Annotated in this window: 16 protein-coding genes; 4 read left to right on the top strand and 12 right to left on the bottom strand. The window is 73.9% G+C overall.

Going from position 1 to position 22295, the window contains the following annotated elements; all coding sequences use genetic code 11:
- The 5 genes from CRV15_RS11015 to CRV15_RS11035 all read right to left on the bottom strand — a co-directional run bounded on the left by CRV15_RS11015 (position 1) and on the right by CRV15_RS11035 (position 8259).
- Complete coding sequence (locus CRV15_RS11015; RefSeq protein ID WP_003961438.1) at positions 1-2571, bottom strand: NACHT domain-containing protein; 2571 nt, start codon at positions 2569-2571, stop codon at positions 1-3.
- Between the two features lie 341 nt (positions 2572-2912).
- Entirely contained in the window at positions 2913-4067 is a 1155-nt protein-coding gene (locus tag CRV15_RS11020) for an ADP-ribosylglycohydrolase family protein (RefSeq protein ID WP_003953284.1), read from the bottom strand.
- A 118-nt stretch (positions 4068-4185) separates the two neighbouring features.
- Positions 4186-4758 (bottom strand): hypothetical protein, encoded by a 573-nt coding sequence (locus tag CRV15_RS11025; protein ID WP_003953285.1) that lies wholly within the window; start codon positions 4756-4758, stop codon positions 4186-4188.
- A gap of 138 nt (positions 4759-4896) precedes the next feature.
- Positions 4897-5283, bottom strand: coding sequence for a hypothetical protein (locus tag CRV15_RS11030; protein ID WP_230864159.1), 387 nt, complete (start codon positions 5281-5283; stop codon positions 4897-4899).
- Between the two features lie 393 nt (positions 5284-5676).
- Positions 5677-8259, bottom strand: a complete 2583-nt coding sequence (locus CRV15_RS11035) for a bifunctional FO biosynthesis protein CofGH (RefSeq protein ID WP_003961436.1) — start codon at positions 8257-8259, stop codon at positions 5677-5679.
- Positions 8260-8332: 73 nt separating this feature from the next.
- On the opposite strand from CRV15_RS11035, the gene CRV15_RS11040 reads away from it, so the two are divergent.
- Positions 8333-9154: an alpha/beta fold hydrolase gene (locus tag CRV15_RS11040; protein WP_009997256.1), complete on the top strand. Its 822-nt coding sequence runs from the start codon at positions 8333-8335 to the stop codon at positions 9152-9154.
- A 177-nt stretch (positions 9155-9331) separates the two neighbouring features.
- The gene (locus tag CRV15_RS11045) at positions 9332-10327 is read left to right on the top strand and encodes an ArsR family transcriptional regulator (protein WP_003953289.1); all 996 of its coding nucleotides are present in this window, start codon (positions 9332-9334) and stop codon (positions 10325-10327) included.
- Positions 10328-10464: 137 nt separating this feature from the next.
- On the opposite strand, the gene CRV15_RS11050 is transcribed toward CRV15_RS11045, so the two are convergent.
- Entirely contained in the window at positions 10465-11292 is an 828-nt protein-coding gene (locus CRV15_RS11050; RefSeq protein WP_003953290.1) for a TIGR03619 family F420-dependent LLM class oxidoreductase, read from the bottom strand.
- Between the two features lie 217 nt (positions 11293-11509).
- Between CRV15_RS11050 and CRV15_RS11055 the strand changes: the two genes are divergently transcribed.
- Positions 11510-13147, top strand: coding sequence for a CehA/McbA family metallohydrolase (locus tag CRV15_RS11055; protein ID WP_003961434.1), 1638 nt, complete (start codon positions 11510-11512; stop codon positions 13145-13147).
- Positions 13148-13171: 24 nt separating this feature from the next.
- Here CRV15_RS11055 and CRV15_RS35895 read toward each other — a convergent pair whose 3' ends face one another.
- The 4 genes from CRV15_RS35895 to CRV15_RS11075 form a co-directional block, all read right to left on the bottom strand.
- The gene (locus CRV15_RS35895; protein ID WP_009997253.1) at positions 13172-15364 is read right to left on the bottom strand and encodes a hypothetical protein; all 2193 of its coding nucleotides are present in this window, start codon (positions 15362-15364) and stop codon (positions 13172-13174) included.
- 11 nt (positions 15365-15375) lie between these two features.
- Entirely contained in the window at positions 15376-16092 is a 717-nt protein-coding gene (locus CRV15_RS11065) for an ABC transporter ATP-binding protein (RefSeq protein WP_003961432.1), read from the bottom strand.
- Positions 16093-16176: 84 nt separating this feature from the next.
- Complete coding sequence (locus CRV15_RS11070) at positions 16177-16524, bottom strand: hypothetical protein (protein WP_009997252.1); 348 nt, start codon at positions 16522-16524, stop codon at positions 16177-16179.
- A gap of 329 nt (positions 16525-16853) precedes the next feature.
- Positions 16854-18413, bottom strand: a complete 1560-nt coding sequence (locus CRV15_RS11075) for an APC family permease (protein WP_003961429.1) — start codon at positions 18411-18413, stop codon at positions 16854-16856.
- 452 nt (positions 18414-18865) lie between these two features.
- Here CRV15_RS11075 and CRV15_RS37390 point away from each other — a divergent pair, with 452 nt between their 5' ends.
- Positions 18866-18988 carry a hypothetical protein gene (locus CRV15_RS37390; protein WP_257785465.1) on the top strand — a complete coding sequence of 41 codons (123 nt, stop codon included), beginning with the start codon at positions 18866-18868 and terminating at the stop codon, positions 18986-18988.
- A 64-nt stretch (positions 18989-19052) separates the two neighbouring features.
- Here CRV15_RS37390 and CRV15_RS11080 read toward each other — a convergent pair whose 3' ends face one another.
- On the bottom strand, positions 19053-20522 hold the full coding sequence (locus CRV15_RS11080; protein WP_003961427.1) for an aldehyde dehydrogenase family protein: 1470 nt from the start codon (positions 20520-20522) through the stop codon (positions 19053-19055).
- Positions 20519-22258, bottom strand: coding sequence for an N-acyl-D-amino-acid deacylase family protein (locus tag CRV15_RS11085; protein WP_003953297.1), 1740 nt, complete (start codon positions 22256-22258; stop codon positions 20519-20521). Before CRV15_RS11085 ends, CRV15_RS11080 begins: the two co-directional genes overlap by 4 nt.
- Positions 22259-22295: the final 37 nt, after the last annotated feature.

Here is a 22295-nt window from a genome sequence, read left to right on the forward strand (position 1 = left end):
CTACGGGGTGCGCTCGGTGTACCGGCCCTCGCCCGGCCAGGGCAGCACGGTGAGGTGCGGCGGCAGATACGGGGACGCCGCCGCACGCACCGCGTCGTCCTCCAGGACCAAGGTGTGGAGCCGGGGGAAGTCCCGGACCCACGCCCAGTACTCCTCGCTGGTGCGTCCCAGCTCCACCCAGACATGGGTGACCCGTTCGGTGTCGAGGTGCTCCGCCACCGCCGACGGATCGGCGCCGCTCGGCAGATGGACCCGTTCCCGGCCGCCGAGGGCCGTCAGCGCGTGGGCGTGCTCGACGCCGGGGACGGTGAAGTAGAGGTCCGCCGGGTCGAGATGGGCGATGACCTCGTCGGCGTAGCGGCGGCAGTCGAAGCGGTACCAGGACCAGACGAGCTGGCTGCGGATGCGGAGCGAGGGGTGGTGCCGGAAGCGGGCGAGGACGGGCAGGGCGGCGTCCGTGCCGATGTAGGAGGCCGCGAGGACGGTGCCGCGCGCCTCGTCGTCCGACAGCCCCTCGGGTCCGGGCAGCAGGCCGAGTGCCAAGGAGCCGCCGAAATTCGAGAGAGCCATGGCGTGCGGCGTGTTCTTCGGGGGAATGATCTCCGCGGTCAGCCCGGTGATCAGGCTCCGGGTCTCCGGATACACCTCGGGGGCCTGCTCCAGACAGGCGAACGCCAGCAGCACCCCGCGGAGGTCGAAGAGCTCGTCGGAGTCCCCCGCCACCAGCCCCCGCAGAATCCGGTCCCGTTCCGCGGGCCGCCCCAGCGCCACCGCCATGCGGACCACGTCCTCCCACTGGTCCCGGTGGGCGTTCTTCAGCAGCAGCGGGAAATCGCCCTCCTCCACCAGGGCCTTCGCCCCCAGATAGTCCTGGAAGGTGCGGTGGACGAAGTCGATCCGGTCGTGGGCGGGTTCGCGGATCAGGCCCGAGCGTTCCAGGAGATGGGTCAGGACCCGGTCGGCGGGGGCGGTCACATGGTGCATCAGCTCCAGGGCGCGTCCCAGTTGGGCCACCGCGTCCGCGCGTTCCATCTCGGCGGTGTCGTTGCGGATCATCCAGTGCGCGAGCCGCTGGAGCAGCAGGATCTGGGTCTCGGAGGAGAGGCTCAGCTCGTCCTGGACGCCGCGTTCGAGGTCGCGGCGTTCGAGGAGCATGCGCAGGGCCGCCTCGTACAGCTCCTTGCGGCTGTGGGGGAGGAAGCCGTTCCGTTCGCGGTGGAGGGCGCAGAGCATGCCGCACATCAGGGGGTTGACGGCGAGACGGCCGAGGTCGGTGCTGACCCGGACGGCGGTCAGGAGGGTGCCGGCGAGGCTGGCGGGGGCCGCTGCGGCGGTGTGCCAGCGGTGGACGAAGCGGGTGACGTCGTCGTGGGACATCGTGGCGAGGGTCAGCTCGGTGAAGCCCTCGGCGGCGAGCCAGTCCGCGTCGACGGCGGAGGGGCGGGCGGTGACCAGCCACAGATTGCCGGGGAAGTCGGCCATCAGCTCGCGCAGCCAGCGGCGGGTGGTCTCGCGTTCGCGCTGCGGGATCTCGTCGATGCCGTCGACGAGGACGAGCGCGCGGCCCGCGCTCAGGACGCGGTCGGTCCAGCCGGGCGGCTCGGCTCCGGCGAGGACGCTGCGGACGGCGCGCAGGAACTCGTCGGGGGTGGGCGGGCGGCCGTCCCTGATGACGCGGCGCAGCGGGAGGACGAAGGGTATCCGGCCGACGAGGTGGTCGAGGTGGTCGCCGAACTCCTCGTACTTCTGCCGGGCCGCCGTGACCGCGAGCCACTGGACGAGGGTGGTCTTCCCGGAGCCCGCGCCGCCGCGCAGCAGCACCCGGTCCCGGCCGGAGAGGGCGCGGTCGGCGGGTCGCGGTACGGAGGTGGTGGCGTCGGCGGCTTCCAGGGAGACATAGGCGGAGTCGAGGTGCCAGGCGCGGGCCTGGCGGAGGTCGAGTCCGTGGATGGTCAGTTCGCTGTGTTTCGCCGCGATGTGGCGGGTGTAGCGGTCCTCGAAGCGGGCGTCCTCGGCGGGCCGGGAGGGGAGCCGTTCGAGCAGCAGATCGGTGAGGGCGACGAGCCGGTCGAGGGTGCGGGTCTGTTCGGTGAGGGTGCGGGGGACGAACGAGGACCGCTGGCTGAAGAAGTTGAGGATGTGGAGCCCGGCGGTGTGGAGCAGGGGCTCGTAGTACGCCTCGGCCGCCGCGGAGAGGTGCCGGGGGCGGGCCAGGCGGGCGGTGAACGCCTCGGGGCCGAGGCGGACGGCCTGGACGTCGTCCATGTCGAGGTCGCCGAGGCTGTGGAGGGCGAGCGCGAGGGCGTCGGCGAGTTCGCGGCGGGTCTCGGGGGACGGGGCCTCGTGGGGGCCGTAGGAGGCGGCGGCGCGGTCGACGAGTTCGGTGGCGAGTCTCCTCAGCTCCTTCTCGCCGAGGGTCCGCCGTTCGCCGCGGAAGGAGACCAGGCCGGATATCCGTACCGGCTTGTCGACGAGGCGGGCGCCGTCGGGCTGGGGGGTGAAGAGCTTGCGGACGAGGGGGGCGACGGCGGTGGACGCGAGTCGGGCGGCGACGGCGGCGGCGGCATCCATGGCGTGATCGTAGAGCGGCGGCGGGGGGCGGGTGCCGGGACCGGCGTATTCGCGTCGGGCCAGGCTGCTCGTACCGGCGCACCGGCGTACCGGCGGGTGCCCGTCCGGTCAGGCCGCCCGTACCGGCGGATGCGCGTCCCGCCAGGTGCGGGTACCCGGCGGGTGCCCGTCCGGGCGGGTGCCGGGACCGGCGGGTGCCCGTCCGATCAGGCCGCCCGTACCGGCGGATGCGCATTCCGCCCACGGAGACACCCGGCGGATGCGCGTCCCGCCAGACCGCGCCCGTACCGGCGGGTGCGCGTCCGGCCAAGCGCCGAGGCACCTGGCGGATGCGCGTCCGGTCAGGCGCGGGGGTAGCGGGCGAGCCAGCCGGGGGCGGCGGCGGTCGGGCCGTGGAGGGCGGGGCCCTGGGTCGTCTCCAGGGCGAAGTCGTCGGCGAGGGCGAGCACGGTGGGGCGGCCCTCCAGTTCGCAGAGCCAGGCCGGGGGCAGGGCCGTCTCCCCGTGCAGGGCGCCGAGCAGGGCGCCCGTGACCGCGCCGGTGACGGTCGAGGCGCCGTCGTGGTTGACGGCGAGCCGCAGCCCGTGGCGCATGTCCTCGCTGACGAGGGCGGCGTAGACAGCGGCGGCGAGATCGGCCCCCGCGTGGGACCCCCCGGCGGGGCCATCCCCGTCGTCCGTGTCGTCCCCGGGGGTGTGGAAGGCGCCGACGCGCCCGGGTCCGGGGACCCCTTCCCGTACGGCGGCGAGCGCGGCCGTGAGCCCTTCGGTGACCTGCTGATGCCCGGGGTGGACGGCCACCAGCGCGAGGGCACGGCGGACGGCCGCCTCCAGGGTCTCGCCCCGGGCGAGGCCGTGCACGATGACGGCGCAGGCACCCGCCGCGAGGAAGGCGGTGGGGTGGCCGTGGGTCTGGGCCGCGCACTCCAGGGCGAGCTGGCAGACCAGTTGGGGTTCCCAGCCGACGAGCAGGCCGAACGGGGCCGAGCGGGCGAGGGCGCCGCCGTCGCGGGCGGTGGGGTTCTTGGGGGCTTCGAGGGTGCCCATGGTGTCGTCGCCGAGGCCGAGCAGACTGGCGCGGGGCGCGGCGCGGCGCGCGTACAGCCACTCCTCCTGGGCCAGCCAGCCGTTGTCCTTGCGGCGTTCGTCGGGGCCCCAGTCGCGCTGGGTCGCGGCCCAGCGCAGATAGGCGCGGTGGACGTCGGTGGGCGGGTGCCAGGCGCCGGTGTCCCGGCGGACCTGGGCGCGGATCAGCCCGTCGACGGTGAAGAGGGTGAGCTGGGTGGCGGCAGTGACGGCGCCGCGGCGGCCGTGGACGGGGACCAGGTCGGTGAGTCCGTCGGGGCCGTGGGTCTCGCGTATCTCCTCGTACGGGAGCGGGTCGACCGCCGCTCCGAGGGCGTCGCCGAGGGCCGCGCCGAGGAGTGCCCCGCGGACCCGGGCCCGGAAGTCCTGCTGTTCGGTTCGCCCCCAGACGGCTGTGGCTGCTGCGCTCACCGCGCGCCCCTCCCTGGACGTGGTCGCTGTGCGGGCCGGCCGTCCGGTGTCGAACCTCTGCCGGAGCAGCACTGTAATCGAACGGGTGTGGTCCGGTCCGGGAGCGGGCGGCCGTCGGTCAGCGCACCACGACGACGTCGCTGCCCACGACGGTGAAGTCCCAGATGCGGTCGCCGTCGGCGGTGCGGACGCGTATCGCGCCGGTCTGCTTGCCGGGGACCGGCTTCGGGGACGAGCCGTCGACGGCCGCGGAGAAGGCGATGGGCAGGCCCTCCTTGGAGCCGGAGAAGTAGACGATGTTCTCGACGGAGACGCCGTCGTTGCCGGTGATGGAGGGCTGGCGGTCGGTGACCCGGTGGGTGCCGAGCGCCGGTTCCACATTGCCGGGCCAGACGGTGAAGGTGCTGACGGGCCTGCCGGAGTGGTCCACCAGCCAGACCCGGTCCCGGCCGAGGGAGTAGACGACCCGCTTGCCGGTGCCGGAGTCCGCGGGCAGGGCGGTGGGCTGCTCGGCGGGCTCACGGGTGCGGTCCTTGGCCTCGGGGGAGCCGCTGGCGCCGGGGGCGGGCTTGCGGGCCGCCGTGTTCTGCGGGGCGGCCTGTCCGGCCTGGACGGCGAGCAGGAGTACGCCGACGAGGGCGGCGGAGGTGAGTCCGGTCACCAGCGCCGCGGACGAGATCTGACGGGCCATCGGGGGTGTGTCTCCTCAACGCGCTCTCCCGCCCCCGGCGGGGGCCGTCACGTCAGGCAGCTTATCCGCTGATGTTCTCCCGGCGGCGGGCGGCCGGGAGCGGCCGGACGCCGGACGTACGCCCCTGACGCGCCCGGCTCACTCGGGCCGCTCCGCGGTGCCGTCCGGCTCCGCGCGCCGGGGTCGCTCCACGGTGCCCCTGCCCGTGCCGGTGCCGGTACCCGCATCCGTGCCCGTGCCCGTGCCGTGTCCGCTGTCGGTTCGGGTGTCGGTGTCCGTCCCGGCGCACGGCTCCCGCCCGGCGCGCCGGCCCCGTTCCGCCCGCTCGGCGCGTTCGGCCCGTTCGGCCTGCTCGGCCCGTTCCCGTTCCGCGCGTTCCGCCCGTTCCGCGCGTTCGCCGATCACCACAGGCCCATGGTCCAGCACAGGCGGGGACCGCAGCTCCGCCCCCGCACCCACCAGCGCGGCAGCCGTGAGCACCACGGCCCCCGCGACCAGCTCCGTCCGCCCGAACCACCACACCACGGACCGCCGCCTTCCCGCTCACGGATGACCGACCACAGCTCCCGCGGCCGCCGGACGGAACAGCACACCGGGCCCACTCCCGCCGGAACGGGCCACCCCGGCACCCGGAGGAACAGCACCGGCCGTTCCCCACCCGCCCGCCGCCGGCTCCAGCATGCCGACAGCGGCACCGCCACCACATCCACCGCGGGGCCGGTCCCCCGCACCGGGAAGTCAGCACCGGGACCGACCCCCGACACGACCCCAGGGGCTTGCACCACCACCGCCCCCGGCGCCGCACAGGACCCGGGTACGGGACCGTGCCCGCACAGGACGGGACGATCCCGGACGAGACGCCCCACAGCAGACCATGACGGGATGAAACGGGACGGGGCGGGGCAGGGCGGCCCGCGGCTAGTCGGTCACCAGGGGCAGCAGCTCCGGCAACTGCCCGTCCGACGCCTCCGCCGCCCGCGTCCGCTCCCCGGGCACCTCCCCGTACAACGTCGTCCGCGACCTCGCAGGCCGCCCGGCCAACTCGGCGATCGCCACCAGATCCCTGACCGAACGGTACGAGCCATAACGAGAACCCGCCATCCGCGAAATAGTCTCCTCCATCAGCGTGCCGCCCAGATCGTTGGCACCGGACCGCAGCATCTCGGCGGCGCCCTCCGCCCCCAGCTTCACCCAGCTTGTCTGGATATTGGTGATGTGGGGGTGCAGCAGCAGCCGGGCCATCGCCGTCACCGCGCGGTTGTCCCGGTCCGTCGGCCCCGGGCGGGCGATCCCCGCGAGATAGACGGGGGCGTTGGTGTGGATGAAGGGCAGCGTGACGAACTCCGTGAAGCCACCCGTCTCCTGCTGGATGCGCGCGAGCGTCCGCAGATGGCCGAGCCAGTGCCGGGGCTGGTCGACATGCCCGTACATCATCGTCGACGAGGAGCGGATGCCCAGCTCGTGCGCGGTGCTGATGACCTCGATCCAGGTCGCGGCGGGCAGCTTGCCCTTGGTGAGCACCCAGCGGACCTCGTCGTCCAGGATCTCGGCCGCGGTGCCGGGCACGGAGTCGAGTCCGGCCTCCTTCGCCGCCGTCAGCCACTCCCGGATGGACAGGCCGGTGCGGGAGGCCCCGTTGACGACCTCCATCGGCGAGAAGGCGTGCACATGGATGCCGGGGACCCGGGTCTTCACCGCGCGGGCGATGTCGAAGTACGCCGTCCCGGGCAGATCCGGATGGATGCCGCCCTGCATGCACACCTCCACCGCGCCCACGTCCCACGCCTGGGCGGCCCGGTCGGCGACCTGGTCCAGGGAGAGGGTGTAGGCGTCCGCGTCCGTGCGCCGCTGCGCGAAGGCGCAGAAACGGCAGCCGGTGTAGCAGACATTGGTGAAGTTGATGTTCCGGGTGACGACATAGGTGACGTCGTCGCCGACGACGTCGCGGCGCAGCTCGTCGGCGATCCGGGTGAGCGCGTCCAGGGCCGGTCCGTCGGCGTGCAGCAGCGCCAGGGCCTCGTCGTCGGTGAGCCGCGTGGGGTCGTCGGCGGCCGTGCGCAGCGCCTGCCGGACGTCGGTGTCGATGCGCTGCGGGACCATCCCGGGCGCGGCGGCCTCGCGCAGGGCGTCCCAGTCCCCGTAGACGGCGTCGAAGTCGTCGCGGCGGTCGTGGGTGCGGCCCTCGGTGTCGATGGTGCGGTGCAGATCGGTGCGGCCCGTGGAGGTGAAGCCCTCGTCCGGCTCCTGCCAGGGCAGCCCGGCGGGGTGGGCCCCGGGGTCGGCGAGTCCGGTGGCCGGGTCGGCGAGCGCCCGTACGTGCGGCAGGACACGGGGGTCGAGCCAGGGCTCGCCCCGGGTGACGAACTCCGGGTAGACACAGAGCCGTTCGGCGAGGCGGAAACCGGCGGCGGCGGAGTGCTCGGCCAGCTCGTCGATCTGCGGCCAGGGCCGCTCGGGGTTCACATGGTCGGGGGTGAGCGGGGAGACCCCGCCCCAGTCGTCGATGCCCGCGCCGATGAGCCGCGCGTACTCGGCGTCCACCAGGTTCGGCGGGGCCTGGAGACAGGCGGCGGGGCCCAGGAGGTGCCGGGCGACGGCGACGGTGGCGACCAGCTCGTCCAGTTCGGCGTCGGGCATGCCGCGCATGGCCGTGTCCGGTTTGGCGCGGAAGTTCTGGAGGATCAGCTCCTGGATGCCGTGGTACGTGCGGGAGACACGGCGGAGCGCGAACAGCGACTCGGCGCGCTCCTCGTGGGTCTCCCCGATGCCGATGAGCAGTCCGCTGGTGAACGGGACGGAGCTGCGCCCGGCGTCCTCCAGCACCCGCAGCCGGACGGCGGGCTCCTTGTCGGGCGAGCCGTGGTGGGGGCCGCCGGGCTCGCTCCACAGCCGGGTGGCGGTGGTCTCCAGCATCATGCCCATGGAGGGGGCGACGGGCTTGAGCCGCTGGAAGTCGGTCCAGGACAGCACACCGGGGTTGAGGTGGGGCAGCAGCCCCGTCTCCTCCAGGATGCGGATGGACATGGCGCGGACATAGGCGATGGTGTCGTCGTACCCCTCGGCCTCCAGCCACTCACGGGCCTCGGGCCAGCGGTCCTCGGGCTTGTCGCCGAGGGTGATCAAGGCCTCCTTGCAGCCCAGCTCGGCCCCGCGGCGGGCGATGGCGAGAACCTCGTCCGGGGACATGAACATGCCGTGCCCGGCGCGGCGCAGCTTCCCGGGGACGGTGGCGAAGGTGCAGTAGTGGCACTTGTCCCGGCAGAGCCTGGTGAGCGGGATGAAGACGCTCTTGGAGTAGGTGATGACCCCGGGGCGGCCCGCGGCTTCGAGTCCGGCGTCGCGCACCCGCGCCGCCGAGCGGCACAGGTCCGTCAGATCACTGCCCCGCGCCTGGAGCAGCACCGCCGCTTCCGTGACGTCGAGGGCGACCCCGTCCCGGGCTCGCCTGAGGGCTCGGCGCATGGCGTTCTCGGTCGGGGGTACGGGTACGTGGTCCGTCATGGAGCCGAGCATACGTACTGATGGGAAGGGTCGGGCCGGGCAGAATCAGCCGGTGGGGAACGGAGGGGGAGGCGTGTCCGAAGAGGCGTCGGGAACCGGGGTGGTCTTCCACGGGGGCGACGGCTGTCCGCTGCGCGCACGGGTGAGCGGCACCGGCCCGCCGGTCGTCCTGCTGCACGGGGGCGGCCCCGACCACCGCAGTCTGCTGCCGCTCGCCGCGCGGCTGTCGTCCGCGTACACCGTGGTCCTGCCGGACGTCCGCGGCTTCGGCCGTTCGCTCTGCGCGCACGAGGAGCGTCACACCTGGTCGGGGTATGCGGCCGACGTGGTCGCGCTGCTGGACCGGCTGGGTCTGGAACGGGCGGTGGTCGGCGGCACCGGGCTGGGCGGCACGGTCGCGCTGCGGACGGCGGTGGAGCACCCGGAACGGGTCCGGGCGGTGGTGGTCGTCAGTGTAGAGGACATCGAGGACGACGCGGCAAAGGAGGCCGAGCGGGTCTTCTTCGAACGGTTCGCGGAGCGGGTGCGCGCCGGGGGCGTGGCGGCGGGCTGGGCGCCGGTGCTGCCCGATCTGGCCCCGCTGATCGGGCATCTGGTCCGGGAGGCGATCCCGCGCGCGGACCCGGCGAGCGTGGCCGCGTTCTGCGCGATCGGACGGGACCGCGCCTTCCGCGAGGTGTCCGATCTCGCGGTGGTCGGGGTCCCGGCGCTGATCGTGCCCGGTACGGACGTCCGCCATCCGACCGAGCTGGCCGAGCGGGTGGCGGCGGTGCTGCCGCGGGGCCGTCTCGCGCCGGTGACGCTGTCGCACGAGCTGCTGACGGCGGAGGATCTGGGGGCGGCGATGGGGCCGGTGGTGGCGGAGTTCCTGGCGGGTCTCGACGGTACGCGCTGACGGGCACCGTGAGCGTCCTCATGGTGGCGGCGGTGCGGCCTGACGCGCGACGCGGGCGGTGCGCGGTGCGGGCGGTGGCCAGGAGAAGCCCGGGGAGGGGCGCCAGGGTCTCTCCCCTGACGCGCCTCTGACGCTCTGCGGCCCCCGGTCCGGCGTCCATCATTTAGTGTCGGCCGAATGGTGCAAGTGGGACGTGCCCAAGGCGGCACCGTCGACATCGAGTTCACGGCCGAGGACATGGCCAGAACGCGGTTCGCCGTCTCTCCGCTGTGGGAGGTGGTGGCCAGTGTCCGGGTTCTCAAGGGCGGGGACGACCAGGGGATGCACCGCCGGTGGGCGGAGCACGTACGGCCGTTGCTCGCGGCGGAACGGCTGGATCTCACCCCGCTCTCCCGGCTGATCGCCGTTCCGGCGGAGTGCGTCCCCTCGTTCCTCGTCCCGCCGCCGACGACTCCGCAGCCGTCCCTGGCGGTGGAGCTGGCGGCGCTGCGGGCCACGCCGCCGGAGCTGCTGCGGACGACGACACCCGGCGTCGAGGCGTGCGTGGGGGAGCTGCGGGCCGACCCGGGGCGGGAGTTGGGGCGGCTCGCCGATCTGATCTCCGCGTACTGGGAGATCGCTATCGCGCCGTTCTGGCCCCGGATGCAGGCGCTGTTCGAGGGGGACATCCTGCACCGGGCCATCCACCTCGCGGAGGGCGGGGCGCGGCGGCTCTTCGACGACTTCGGGCCCCAGGTCACCTGGGACTCGGGGACGCTCCAGCTCATCCGGCGCTCCAGCCGGGGGACGAAGCGGCTGGACGGGCGGGGGCTGCTGCTGGTGCCGTCGGCGTTCGCCTGGCCCCGGATCTTCTCCAACCTGGGCAGCGGGGCGTGGCAGCCGACGCTGCGCTATCCGCCGCGCGGGATCGGCACGCTGTGGGAGCACGGTCCGCGGCCGTGCTCCGACGCGCTGGCGGGGGTGCTGGGACGGAGCAGGGCGCTGCTGCTGGCCGAGTTGACGCACCCGGCGTCCACGACCGAACTGGCCCGGCGGCTGGGGCTGTCGGCCGGGGGTGTGTCGCAGCATCTGACGGCGCTGCGGGCGGCCGGTCTGGTGAGCGCGCACCGGACGGGGCGGGTGGTGCTGTACGCGCGGACGAGTGTGGGGGAGGCACTGGTCGGCGTCCGCTGAGCGGCCTCCCCGGGCCCGTGGGCCCGGGACCTCCCCCGGCGCCGGGCCCATGGGTCCGACCCGGGGCCCGGGGCCTCCCCCGGCCCGAGGCAGGCCGCCCACCGGCCCGCGGGCGGCCCGCCCCTGGCGAGGCGCCGCTACAGGTACCGCGCGTACTCGTCGAGTGTGCGCAGGACCTCCGCCTCACCGCCCGTCGGGAGCTGGAGGACGACCTCCTCGATCCCCAGCTCGGCGTAGTGCGCGAGCTTCCCGGGCGTGGGAATCACCGACGCGGGCACGATCCGGAGCGCCCCGGGGTCCCGGCCCGCCTGCTCCCAGGCCGCGCGCAGCAGCGGGATGCTCTCGCCGAGGCCGCTGCCGCCGATCGGGAGCCAGCCGTCGGCGCACGCGGCGATCTGCGCGAAGAGCTTCGGACCCGCCGCCCCGCCGAAGAGGATGCGCGGTGCGCCGCCGTGCGGTTTGGGGTGGGCGAACGAGGCGCGCACGGAGCCGAAGGCGCCCTCGTACGCGGTCGGTTCGGGCGCCCACAGCGCGCGCATCAGGGCGATGCGGTCCTCGGCGAGGGCGCGCCGGGTGTGCCAGACGACACCGTGGTCGGCGGACTCCTCGCGGTTCCAGCCGTGGCCCACGCCGAAGGTGAACCGGCCGCCGGAGAGATGGTCCAGGGTGGCGATCCGCTTGGCGAGGTCGATGGGGTCGTGCTGCGCGACGAGGGTGATGCCGGTGCCGATCCCGAGGTGTTCGGTGACGGCGGCGGCCTGCGCGAGGGCGACGAAGGCGTCGAGGGTGCGGCCGTACTCGCGGGGCAGTTCACCGCCCATGGGGGCGGGGGTGGTGCGGTCCACCGGGATATGGCTGTGCTCGGGGAGGAAGAGCCCGGCGAAGCCGCGGGCCTCCAGCTCCCGGGCGAGGCGTACCGGGGTGATGGTCTCGTCCGTGAGGAAGATCGTGGTCGCGATGCGCATGCCTGTGTCGCCCTCCGTGGTGATGAAGGTGCTCGTGGTGAAGGTGCTCGTCGTGAAGGTGCTCGTGGTGAAGGTGTGTGCCGTGTCCGTGGGTGCCGTGGACACGGGGGCGTCGTCAACGTGGCCGACGCCGCCCCTTGCGGTGCCGTTCAGCGATCAGTACCAGGGTTCATGTGCCGGGAAACAGCCTGCGGGACAGCCTGAGGAGTTGAACTGTATGCGCGAGAGAGCGGTGCCCACGGAGACGACGGAGACAGGGGCGGGCGGGGGCGCCTCAGGAGCCTTTGAGCACTCCGGGCGCTTCGAGGACCCAGGGAGCCCCGGGGGCCCCGGCAGACGGCGGCTGCTCGCGACGGGGGCGGGCGCGGCGTTTACGTTGAGGGGTGTGAGCTTTCCCGAGGCGCCGCCCCCGGCGGACGGGTCCCCGGACGCGGGCCCGGCCGCGGGGACGGAGCGCACCGAGGTGGTGCGCGGAGTGCTGCCGCCCGGCGCGCCGGACTATGTCTATCTCCCGGTGGAGGTACCGCCGGGGGTGCGCGAGCTGCGGGTGGCCTACCGGTACGAGCGTCCCGCCGTCCCGGCCGGCACGGCGGGCAACGCGCTCGACATCGGGATCTTCGACGAACGGGGGACGGCGCTCGGCGGGAAGGGCTTCCGGGGCTGGTCGGGCGGGGCGCGGAGCGAGTTCTTCCTGCGGGCCGACGAGGCGACCCCGGGGTATGTGCCCGGCCCCGTGCGGCCGGGCACCTGGCATGTCGTCCTCGGTCCGTACACGGTGGCGCCGCAGGGGCTCGCCTACGAGGTGACGGTGGTCCTGCGGTACGGGGACGAGGCGCCGACGGCGCGGTTCACGTTCCCGCCGGAGCGGGCGGAGGGCCGGGGCCGGGCCTGGTACCGGGGGGACTGCCATCTGCACTCGTGGTTCTCCGACGGCCGCCGCACCCCCGGCGAGATCGCGGCCCTCGCCCGGGCGGCCGGGCTGGACTTCATCCACACCTCCGAGCACAACACGCACGCGGCGCACGGGCACTGGGCGGAGCACGCGGGCGACGATCTGCTGATCCTCACCGGTGAGGAGATCACCACGCGCAACGGGCACGTCCTGGCGCTCGGCACCGACCCGGGCACCTTCGTGGACTGGCGCTACCGGGCCAGGGAGAACCGTTTCGGCCGCTTCGCCCGGGAGATCCGGCGCGCGGGCGGCCTGGTCGTCCCGGCGCATCCGCACGCCACCTGCCTCGGCTGCAACTGGAAGTTCGGCCTCGGCGAGGCGGATGTGGTGGAGGTGTGGAACGGCTCGTGGAACGCGGACGACGAGGTGTCGCTCCAGACCTGGGACGCGGCCCTGGCACGGGGCCGCTGGACCCCCGCGATGGGCAACAGCGACGCCCACCGCGACCCGGACCCGGTCGGCACCCCGCAGACCGTCGTCCTCGCCGACGCCCTCAGCCGGACGGCGCTCCTGGAGGGCCTGCGCCGGGGCCGCAGCTATGTGGCGGAGTCCTCGTCGGTCGCGCTCTCCCTCACGGCCACGGGCGGCCGGGCCCGCACCGCGGGCATCGGGGACCGCCTGCGGGTCCCCGACGACACCCCCGTCACCGTCCGCCTCGAAGCCTCGGGCGTCCCCGGCTGCTCGGTCCGCCTCATCACCGACCAGGGCGTCCTGCACACCTCCCCCACGACCCCTGCGGACGGCCGGACGGCGGTCTCCTGGTCCACGACCCCCCGCCGCGCGACCTACGTCCGCGCCGAACTCCGCCACCCCCCGACCACCCCCGGCCTGCCGGGCCGGATGGCCGCCTTCACCAACCCGGTGTTCCTGGGGCACGGCCCGGGGGACGCGCGGGCGGCCTGACCTCCGCGGTGGCGTCCCCCGGGGTCACTCGCCGCGGGGGCGCCACCGCCGGGCCTGCCGCCCGGCGACGGACGAGGCCCAGATCCAGGCCACCACGCCCATCGCGGCGACGGCGGCGGCACAGGCGGCGAGGAAGTCCCCGGAGACGTAGGAGCCGCCGTCAGCCGTCCGGGGCAGGGCGAGCCAGAGCCCGATCGCACAGCCCGCCGTGCCCGCCAGGACCAGCGGTACGAGAAGACTCCAGGCCGCGGTGGTCCGTTGGAGGCCGCGGTCCCCGGAGAGCACGGTCAGCGGAGCGAGAGCGCGTCCGTTGCGGAGGAACTCGGCGGTGCCGGAGACGGTCATGGCGACGGTGAGGACAAGGATGCCGAAGAATCCGAAGAGGAAGATCCACCGGCCGTGGTCCTTGTTCACCTGGCTGGAGACCAGCCATTCCCCGCCCAGCGTGTGCACATCGGCACCGGTCGGAAGGGTCCGGTAGGCCAGGCGTTTCACCTCGGGCACGGACGCGGGCGCGCCCCGGGGGGAGATCAGCACGATCTGAGCGAAGTCGTCGCGCGCGGCGGACCGGGCGACCGACGCCCCGCCCTGGGTGTACAGCCGGACGCCCGGGGTCCCGTTCCAGGTGATGATCTCCTGGGCGCGCGGGTCGCCGGGGACCCGGGTGAGGGGGGTCCGCTCTCCGGAGCAGGGCAGTCCGAGAGCGGTGAGCGAGGTGCACTCCCCCTTCAGTGTGAGGGTGCCGCGCCGGGGGTCGGTCACGGTGGCGATGGCGTCCAGGCCGTCCGGCAGTGCCGCGAGGAACCCGTCGATCTGCCGTTCCGTCACCTCCGAACCGGGGCGGACGACGAGCGCGGCGGTGCCGATCCGGTCGACGGCGGCCTGGGCGGCGCGGGCCTGGGAGCCGAACTGAGCCTGCCAGACGACGATCTGGATCAGCAGACCGAGCGCGACCACCACACCCGAGACCAGCCGGGCGGCCGGTCGCGGATGCGCCGCCGCCCTGCGCCCCGACACCAGCAGCGCGGGGCTGCCCAGCCGGCGCCCCAGCCGTGCCATGCCCCGGCCGAGGCGGGCCGTGAGCACCGCCACGGCGGCGGGCAGGGTGGCCAGCGTCCCGGCGGCACCGATCCAGTTCACGAAGACATAGGGGGTGGTGCCCGGCTCGAAGAGGTCGGGGCCGCGCACCGCCACGAGCAGCAGCACGGGGCAGAGCACCGCCCAGCGGGCGGGCGCCCGGCGGGCCGCGACAGGCCGGGTGGTGCCGGTCCTGGTCCGCCCCGGGCGGTCCACCGCCACCGCCGCGCCCAGGACGGCCACGGCGGCGGCCAGGACCGCGAGCAGCAGCGCCCCTGCCCATGCCCGCATGTCCGCCGCCGCCACCACATGGCCGGTCCAGGGCAGCCGGAGGTCCGTCGCCCAGGAGACGGCGACCGCCGCCAGCGCGAGGGCCGCGCCGAGGGCGACCGGCCGCCAGGTCTCGCCGACGAGCAGCACCGCGCGGGCACGGGCCGTCCCACCGAGCACCGTGACCACGGTGGCCCGCCGGTCCCTGCCGTGCGCACCGGAGCGGGCCGCCACGACGACCAGGATTCCCGCGGGCAGCAGCCCCAGGACCCCTGGCATGACGAGGAAGTTCCCTTCCGGCTTCGCCTGGTCGGTCTGGCCCACGGCGAAGTAGACAGGTCCGGCGGCGGGCCCGAATCCGACGATCGGCGAGGCGTTCCGCCCGGTCAGGCCGGAGAGTGGACGCACATAGGCGAACAGCTCGTCGGGGGATTGGAGGCCCTCCGCCGCGATGGTCCCGGCCACCCGGCCGTAGCGCTCCCCGATTCCGTCGTCGGCCCCGGCCCCCCGCAGGCGCGGGGAGAGCACGGCCTCGCCCCGGGCGGGCCACGCCGCGACACCCGGCGGTAGGGGGGCGTCGGCGGTGAGCGGCTCGACGAGGACGACGGTGAAGCGGCCACCGCCGGTGAGCGAGTCACCGGCGGCCTTCCACAGAGCCCGGGCCGGCAGCTCGGGCCGGTCCTCCCGGAACACCGGGCCCCGGGCGGTGCCCCGCTCGCGCTGGCCCTCGTACGCCGCGTGGGTGGCCACCAGGGCCACCCCCACCAGGGCCAGGGCGAGGACGGAGACGACCAGTGCCGCGAACCGGACCCCGCCGGCCTCGGACCGGCTCCCTGCCGCCCTGCCGACCCGCAGGAGCTGCCGGTACATGCCTCTCCGGCTCATCGGTCGCCCGCCCCCGGCGACCGCACCGGCACCGGCACCAGCCGTCCGTCGTCGAGGGAGAGGACCCGTTCGGCGTGGGTCGCCACCGTCAGATCGTGGGTGACGAGCAGCAGACCGCACCCGTGCCGGGCCGGCATCGCGAACAGCAGCTCGGTGACCTTGTCCCGGGTCGCGGCGTCCAGTGCGCCGGTGGGCTCGTCCGCGAGCAGCAGCGACGGGGAGTTGATCAGGGCACGGGCGACGGCGGTCCGCTGCCGTTCGCCGCCCGACAGTTCCCCGCTGGTGTCCGCCCGGGGCACCTCCAGCTCGTCCAGCAGCTCCTCGGCCCGGCGGTACGCGCTGTCCTTGGCGGTGCCCGCCAGCAGCGCGGCGAGCGCGACGTTGTCCACGGGGGACAGCTCGGGCAGCAACTCCCCGAACTGGAAGACCATCCCGATGTGACGGCTGCGGTGCCGCGCCAGCGCCGCCCCCCGCAGACCGGTCGTGTCCGCCCCCGCCACCGCGACGGTCCCGCCGTTCGGGCGTATCAGCCCGAGGACGCACGAGAGCAGCGTGCTCTTGCCCGATCCGCTGGGCCCGGTGACCGCGACGGACTCCCCGGCCCTCAGCTCCAGCTCCAGCCCGTTCAGCAGCCGCCGCCCCGCGACGGAGTAGTCCAGACCGCCGATGGCCAGAACCGTTCCGTCCGGGCCCTGCGTACCCGAGGTCTTCAAGCCGTTCCCCCCCCCCGCTCCTGTCCGCTCACCCCGCGCACGGCACGGGGGCGGCCCACTGTGCCACCCCCGTGCCGTCAGAACTCAGCGCCAGGCCCAGGTCGTGCAGTCGTCGGGCTGGAAGTTGACGGCCACGCACGCCTTGAAGCCCCGCACGTAGTTGGTCTCGTCGTTGCTGCTGTACACGGTGGTGCCGTTGCCGCTGCTGTTGCGGAGTTCGTGCTCGGTGTACCTGCGCTTGTAGTCCGCGTACACCTCTTTGCTGTCACCGGCCGTGTCCTTCACGGCTATCTGGCCGTTCGCGCCCCTGCTCCAGGCGTGCACGCCGCCCCGGCTTCTCTCCATGTCGACACCGATGGCGGATGACGCGGCTCCCAGCAGCGCGAAGCCGGTGACCGACAGCACGGTGGCTCTCTGCAGACGTCTGTTCATGATGTTTCCCCGTTCTCTTGCCAGGTGAATGCGCCCCGGGGGCTCAGCCCCGGTGGGCGCCTGGTGAGTGGAGATGACCATAACCACCGCCCGCCCCACACGATCGGACGCAAGCTCCCGTTGACCGAAAGGGAGCGCGCACGCAGGGACAAAGGGCTGGCCGCTGATTCGGCTTCGCCCTGGCGTTGGCTCGATCCGGCCGCTATCACGCTGTGAGGCGGCGGACGGGGCGGCCCGGGGGACGCGCGGGCGGCCTGACCCCGGAGAGCGAGGCGGCCGACGGCGCCACCCCCCACGGGGACGCCGCCGGCCGGTTCAGGGGTCCGCGGTCAGTCGCGGACGATCAGGGAGGGGGTTTCGCGGGTCAGGATCTCGCCGCGGAAGAAGGCGGGGCTGCGGCGGGTCATGACCAGCATGATGACGAGGCCGAGGAGGAGCAGGCCGACGCCGATGACGAAGACCGAGCCGACGCCGAGGACGGCGGAGCCGCTGCCGTAGGCGGGGTCCCACATGTCGTAGAGGGTCTTGGAGAAGACGGCGGCGAGGAGGGTGCCGCCGAGGAGCGGGAAGACGCCCTTGAAGACCAGGTCGCGGCCGGAGCGCAGGAGTTCGCGGCGGAAGTACCAGGCGCAGGCGAAGGCCGTGAGGGAGTAGTAGAAGCAGATCATCAGGCCGAGTGCGTAGACCGTGTCGATCAGGACGTTCTCGCTGACGAGGGTCATCACGGTGTAGAACGCGCCGGTGGCGAGGCCCGCGACGACGGTGGCGCGGCCGGGGGTGCGGAAGCGGGGGTGGACCCGGGCGTACGAGGGCGGCAGGGCCTCGTACGCGGACATCGCGAGGACGGTGCGGGCGACCGGGATGAAGGTGGTCTGGAGGCTCGCGGCGGCGGACGCGAGGACCGCGACGAAGAGGAGGACGCCCAGGGCCGGGCCCATGACGGGGCCCGCGAGGGCGGCGAAGACATTGTCCGAGGTGTCGGGGTTGGCGAGGCCCAGGCCCTGGTCGCCGGAGCCGACGGCCATCTGCGCGGCGACCCCGGTGGCGAGGTAGGCGCCGACGAGGACGACCATGGCGATCAGCGCGGCGCGGCCGGGGGTCCGGTCGCTGCCGGTGGTCTCCTCGTTGGCCGTGAGACAGGCGTCCCAGCCCCAGTACATGAAGATCGACAGGGAGAGTCCGGCGGTGAAGGCCGCGAAGGACTGGACGGCGAACGGATTCAGCCACTCGGCGGAGAAGGACAGCGAGGTCTCGAACTCGCCCGCCTTGCCGAGGGCCATCGCCACGAACAGCGCGAGGACCAGGAGTTGCAGCCCGACCAGGGCGTACTGGACCCCCTTGGTCGCGGTCATGCCCCGGTAGCTGATGGCCGTGGCGACGGCGATGAAGACCAGCACGGTGACGATGTGGACGGCCTTGTTGTCGTCCAGCGCCGCGATGGACTCCTTGCCGGTGATCTCGCCCGCGAGCAGCCAGAAGAAGGACGTGGCCACCCCGGCGAGGTTGGAGAGCACGATGATCGTGGCGATCACCAGCCCCCAGCCGCACATCCAGCCCACGCGGGGGCCGAACGCCTTCACGGTCCAGGTGAACGAGGTGCCGCAGTCCGGCATGACCCGGTTCAGCTCGCGGTAGGCGAAGGCCACCAGCAGCATCGGCAGAAAGCCCGCCAGGAAGACGGCCGGCATCTGGAGTCCGACCTCACCGGCCGTGGAGCCGAGCGTCGAGGTCAGGCAGTAGACGGGTGCGACGGTGGAGATGCCGATGACGGCACTCCCGGTGAGCCCGACGGAGTTGCCGCCGAGCCCCTTGGTGCGTACGCCCCTGGTCCCGCCAGGGACGTCCTCCGCTCTGTCTCCGGCCAGGGGCCGCGCATCCAGCTGAGTCATGAACAGGACGTTAAATGCTGCGGTTTCCACATCTGGAGGAAAGCCATCCGGATGATCCACCTTGGATTTAACGGGCAACAAGGCAACCGCACCTGCGCTTGAAAGACCCTCGCCGCACGCCCCATGCGTTACCGGGGGTGATTCCAGGATTTCCCCGGTGCGATAACCGCAGCTGAGTCCGTTTTGTCCGCTTTCAAAATTTCCCTTTGCGGGAGGAAGAGGGTGGCGACCCCACCGCTTCACAGATCCTTCACAGAAAGGACGCAGATCTCCTCGCCGCACCAGGGCAACCGTGATGTTCCTCACGGAGGGTAAGGGGATTCGCTACTCCCTGTATCTACCCTACGCGGAAACCACAGAGAAAATTGAGGTCCAAGCTGAAGCCGTCTACTCCTGTGGCAGTTGTGACCACGGAGCGGTACGGCCAGAGGGATCGACGGGGGAGACAACGGATGAGCCGCAGAGCGGGCACGCAGACCTCGCAGACGCCGAGAACGCCGACGACACTGGCAACAGGGGCTCAGGGGCCCGCGCCGTACCTCACCGGGGACGGCGACTCCTGGGACCCCGGCTGAGCCACCCGGCCGGACAGGTGCGCCGGGCCGGCCCACCCGGCCCGGCGCACCGCCGCCGCCCGTCTCACCCCGGCCAGACGATCGCCTGCGTCTCGCTGTAGGCGTGCAGCGCGTACGAGCCCACGTCCCGCCCCACCCCGCTCGCGCGGAAGCCGCCGAACGGCGCCTCCATATGGCGTCCGACCGTATTGATCCCCACCCCGCCGGAGCGCAGCCGGGCCGCGACCCGGAAGGCGCGGGCCGTGTCGCCCGACCACACATAGTCCATGAGTCCGTACTCGCTGTCGTTGACCAGCGCCACCCCCTCGTCCTCCGTGTCGAACGGGACGACGACCACCACCGGCCCGAAGATCTCCTCGCGGACGATCCGCATGCCCGCCGCGCACTCGGTGAACAGCGTCGGAGCGACCCAGAAGCCCCGTTCGAACGAGGGCCGCTCGCCCCCCGCCACCAGCCGCGCGCCCTCCGCGCGGCCCAGCGCCACATAGGACTCGACCCGGTCCCGGTGCGCCGCCGAGATCACCGGTCCGACGACGGTCCCCGGCTCGGCCGGGTGTCCCACCGGCAGCCGGGCCGCGAGGGCGGCGAGCCCCGCCACCAGCCGGTCGTGGATGCCCCGCTGGGCGATCACCCGGGTCGGCGCCGTACAGATCTGCCCGCTGTAGAAGGTGAACGTGGTGCCGATCGCGCGCACCGCCGCCTCCGGGTCCGCGTCGTCGAAGACCAGCGCCGCGCCCTTGCCGCCCAGTTCCATCAGCCGCCGCTTCATCCCGCGCCCGCAGACCTCCGCGATCCGCCGCCCCACCGCCGTGGAGCCGGTGAAGCTGACCATGTCGACGGCGGGCGCCCCGACGGCGGCCTCCCCCACGGCGGTGGACGTCCCGCCCACCACATTGACCACCCCGGGCGGAATCCCCGCCTCCGCCAGTGCCCCGGCCATCCGGTAGACGGAGAGCGGGTCCTGCGGCGCGGGCTTGACCACCACCGTGTTGCCCATCGCGAGCGCGGGCGCGACCTTTCCCGCCGCGTTGGCCCAGGGGTTGTTGTACGAGGTGACGCAGGTGACCACGCCCACCGGGCGGCGCACCGCCAGCGCCCCCATGATCCGGGCCGGGCCCATCGGCCCCGCCGGGTTGAGCTGCGGCGGCAACGGCTGCTCGACCGGTTCCAGGGCCCCTTTGGCGTACCGCCGGAACCGGGCCGCCGCCACCCGTACCTGCATCGCGCGCGCGGTGCCGGTGGTCGCCCCGGTCTCGGCGCGCGCCAGCTCCGTGTACGGCTCGGTGTGCCGCAGCACGATCTCCGCCGCCGCGTCCAGCAGCCGGGCGCGTTCCTCGGGGGGCGTCCGCGACCAGGGGCCGAAGGCGTCCCGGGCCGCCTCGGTCGCCGCGAGCACCTGGGCGCGGCTCGCCTCGGGCGCGAGTCCGACGGTCTCCTCGGTGGCCGGGTCGACGACCGGGTGGTGGCCGCCGTCGGGCTCGACCCACTCCCCGGCGATGAACAGCCGCTGCCCGGGGCCGTCGGGGCCGGTCACCGGGTCGGCACCGTTCTCGTGTCCCGTCCGGAGCGCAGCACCGTGCCCGGCACCGCCCCGGTGACCCGGCCGTCGCGGAGGGTCTCGACGCCGTTGACCCGGACGGAGACGATCCCGGCCGCCGCCGCGTCGAGGCGGGGGCTGTCGCCGGGGAGGTCGTGGACGAGGGTCGCGGGGCCCGCGTCGATCCGTTCCGGGTCGAAGAGGACGAGGTCCGCGTGGTACCCCTCGGTGATCCGGCCGCGTTCCCGCAACCCGAGGAGGCGGGCCGGATCGTCGCTGAGCATCCGTACCGCCCGTTCCAGGGGGACGAGCCCGCGGCCGCGCAGACAGTCGCCGAGGAAGCGGGTGGTGTAGGGCGCCCCGCACATCCGGTCCAGATGGGCGCCCGCGTCGGAGCCGCCGAGCAGGACGTCCTCGTGCTCCCAGGTCCGCCGCCGCAGCTCCCAGGAGGCGGGGTCGTCGTCGGGGGGCATCGGCCAGAGCACGGTGCGCAGCCCGTCCCGGACGCAGATCGCGACGAGGCAGTGGAAGGGGTCCTGGCCGCGTTCGGCGGCGATGTCGCCGACGGTCCGGCCGGTGAGGCCCGCGTTCCCGGGGTCGTAGGTGTCGCCGATGACATAGCCCGCGAAGTCGGCGAGCCGCCGGAAGATGCCCGCCTCGGGGGACGCGGCCCGCCGCAGCATCCCGGCCCGCACCTGGGGATCGTTCAGCCGCCGTATCCGTTCGGGGACGGGCAGGCCCAGGATCTCGCCCCAGCCGGGGATGAGGTTGAGCGCGCAGAACGTGCCCAGGGACATGTTCATGGGGACGAGGATCGGCATGGTCAGGGCGACGATCCGGCCGCCCGCCGCGCGGGCGCGCCCGCTCGCGAGGAGCTGCCGGGGCACCCGTTCGGGGACGGCGGAGTCGATGGTGAGCACATTCCAGTTGAGGGGGCGCCCGGCGGCCCGGGTCATCGCCACCAGCAGGTCGATCTCGTCGTCGGCGAACCGGTCGAGACAGCCCGCGACGATCGCCTCCAGCTGGGTGCCCTCGTGCTCGCCGACCGCCCGGCAGAGGGCGATCAGCTCCCCGGGGTCGGCGTGGCGGGAGGCGACGGGGGCGCCGTCGCCGTCGGAGTGGGTGGTGGACCGGGTGGTGGACAGGCCCCAGGCGCCCTCGTCCATCGAGGTGTGCAGCAGCGCGAGCATCGCGTCGAGCTGCTCCGGGGTGGCGCTGCCGCCGATCGCGGCGGGGCCCATGACATGGCGGCGCAGGGCGCAGTGGCCGACCATGAAGCCCGCGTTGACGGCGATCCGCCCGTCGAGGGCGCCGAGGTACTCGCCGAAGGTGTGCCAGGTCCAGGGCGCGCCCTGCTCCAGCGCGGCCAGGGACATGCCCTCGACCCGGGCCATCATGCGGCGGGTGTAGTCGGCGTCGGCGGGCCGCCCGGGGTGGAGCGGGGCGAGGGTGAAGCCGCAGTTGCCGCCCGCGACGGTGGTCACGCCGTGGTTCATGGAGGGGGTGGCGTACGGGTCCCAGAAGAGCTGGGCGTCGTAGTGCGTGTGCGGGTCGACGAAGCCGGGGGCGAGGACGAGTCCGGTGGCGTCCTCGCCGGTGGCCGTGGGGGCGGTGACGGTGCCGGGCGGGGCGACGACCGCGATCCGGCCGTCCCGGAGCCCGATGTCGGCGACCCGCGCGGGCGCGCCCGTGCCGTCGACGAGGGTCGCCGAGCGGATGAGGTGGTCGAGCATGGCCCCTGTCCCTTCCCGTTCCGTTGCCGCCGTTCCA

This window comes from Streptomyces clavuligerus (assembly GCF_005519465.1).
Taxonomy (GTDB): Bacteria; Actinomycetota; Actinomycetes; order Streptomycetales; family Streptomycetaceae; genus Streptomyces; species Streptomyces clavuligerus.

Bases quoted from the DNA above. Each gene is read 5' to 3' on its own strand.
- CRV15_RS11015 (WP_003961438.1), bottom strand. From the start codon at position 2,571: ATGGATGCCGCCGCCGCCGTCGCCGCCCGACTCGCGTCCACCGCCGTC.
- CRV15_RS11025 (WP_003953285.1), bottom strand. From the start codon at position 4,758: ATGGCCCGTCAGATCTCGTCCGCGGCGCTGGTGACCGGACTCACCTCC.
- CRV15_RS11035 (WP_003961436.1), bottom strand. From the start codon at position 8,259: ATGACGGACCACGTACCCGTACCCCCGACCGAGAACGCCATGCGCCGA.
- CRV15_RS11045 (WP_003953289.1), top strand. From the start codon at position 9,332: ATGGTGCAAGTGGGACGTGCCCAAGGCGGCACCGTCGACATCGAGTTC.
- CRV15_RS11050 (WP_003953290.1), bottom strand. From the start codon at position 11,292: ATGCGCATCGCGACCACGATCTTCCTCACGGACGAGACCATCACCCCG.
- CRV15_RS11055 (WP_003961434.1), top strand. From the start codon at position 11,510: ATGCGCGAGAGAGCGGTGCCCACGGAGACGACGGAGACAGGGGCGGGC.
- CRV15_RS35895 (WP_009997253.1), bottom strand. From the start codon at position 15,364: ATGTACCGGCAGCTCCTGCGGGTCGGCAGGGCGGCAGGGAGCCGGTCC.
- CRV15_RS11070 (WP_009997252.1), bottom strand. From the start codon at position 16,524: ATGAACAGACGTCTGCAGAGAGCCACCGTGCTGTCGGTCACCGGCTTC.
- CRV15_RS11075 (WP_003961429.1), bottom strand. From the start codon at position 18,413: ATGACTCAGCTGGATGCGCGGCCCCTGGCCGGAGACAGAGCGGAGGAC.
- CRV15_RS37390 (WP_257785465.1), top strand. From the start codon at position 18,866: ATGAGCCGCAGAGCGGGCACGCAGACCTCGCAGACGCCGAGAACGCCG.
- CRV15_RS11085 (WP_003953297.1), bottom strand. From the start codon at position 22,258: ATGCTCGACCACCTCATCCGCTCGGCGACCCTCGTCGACGGCACGGGC.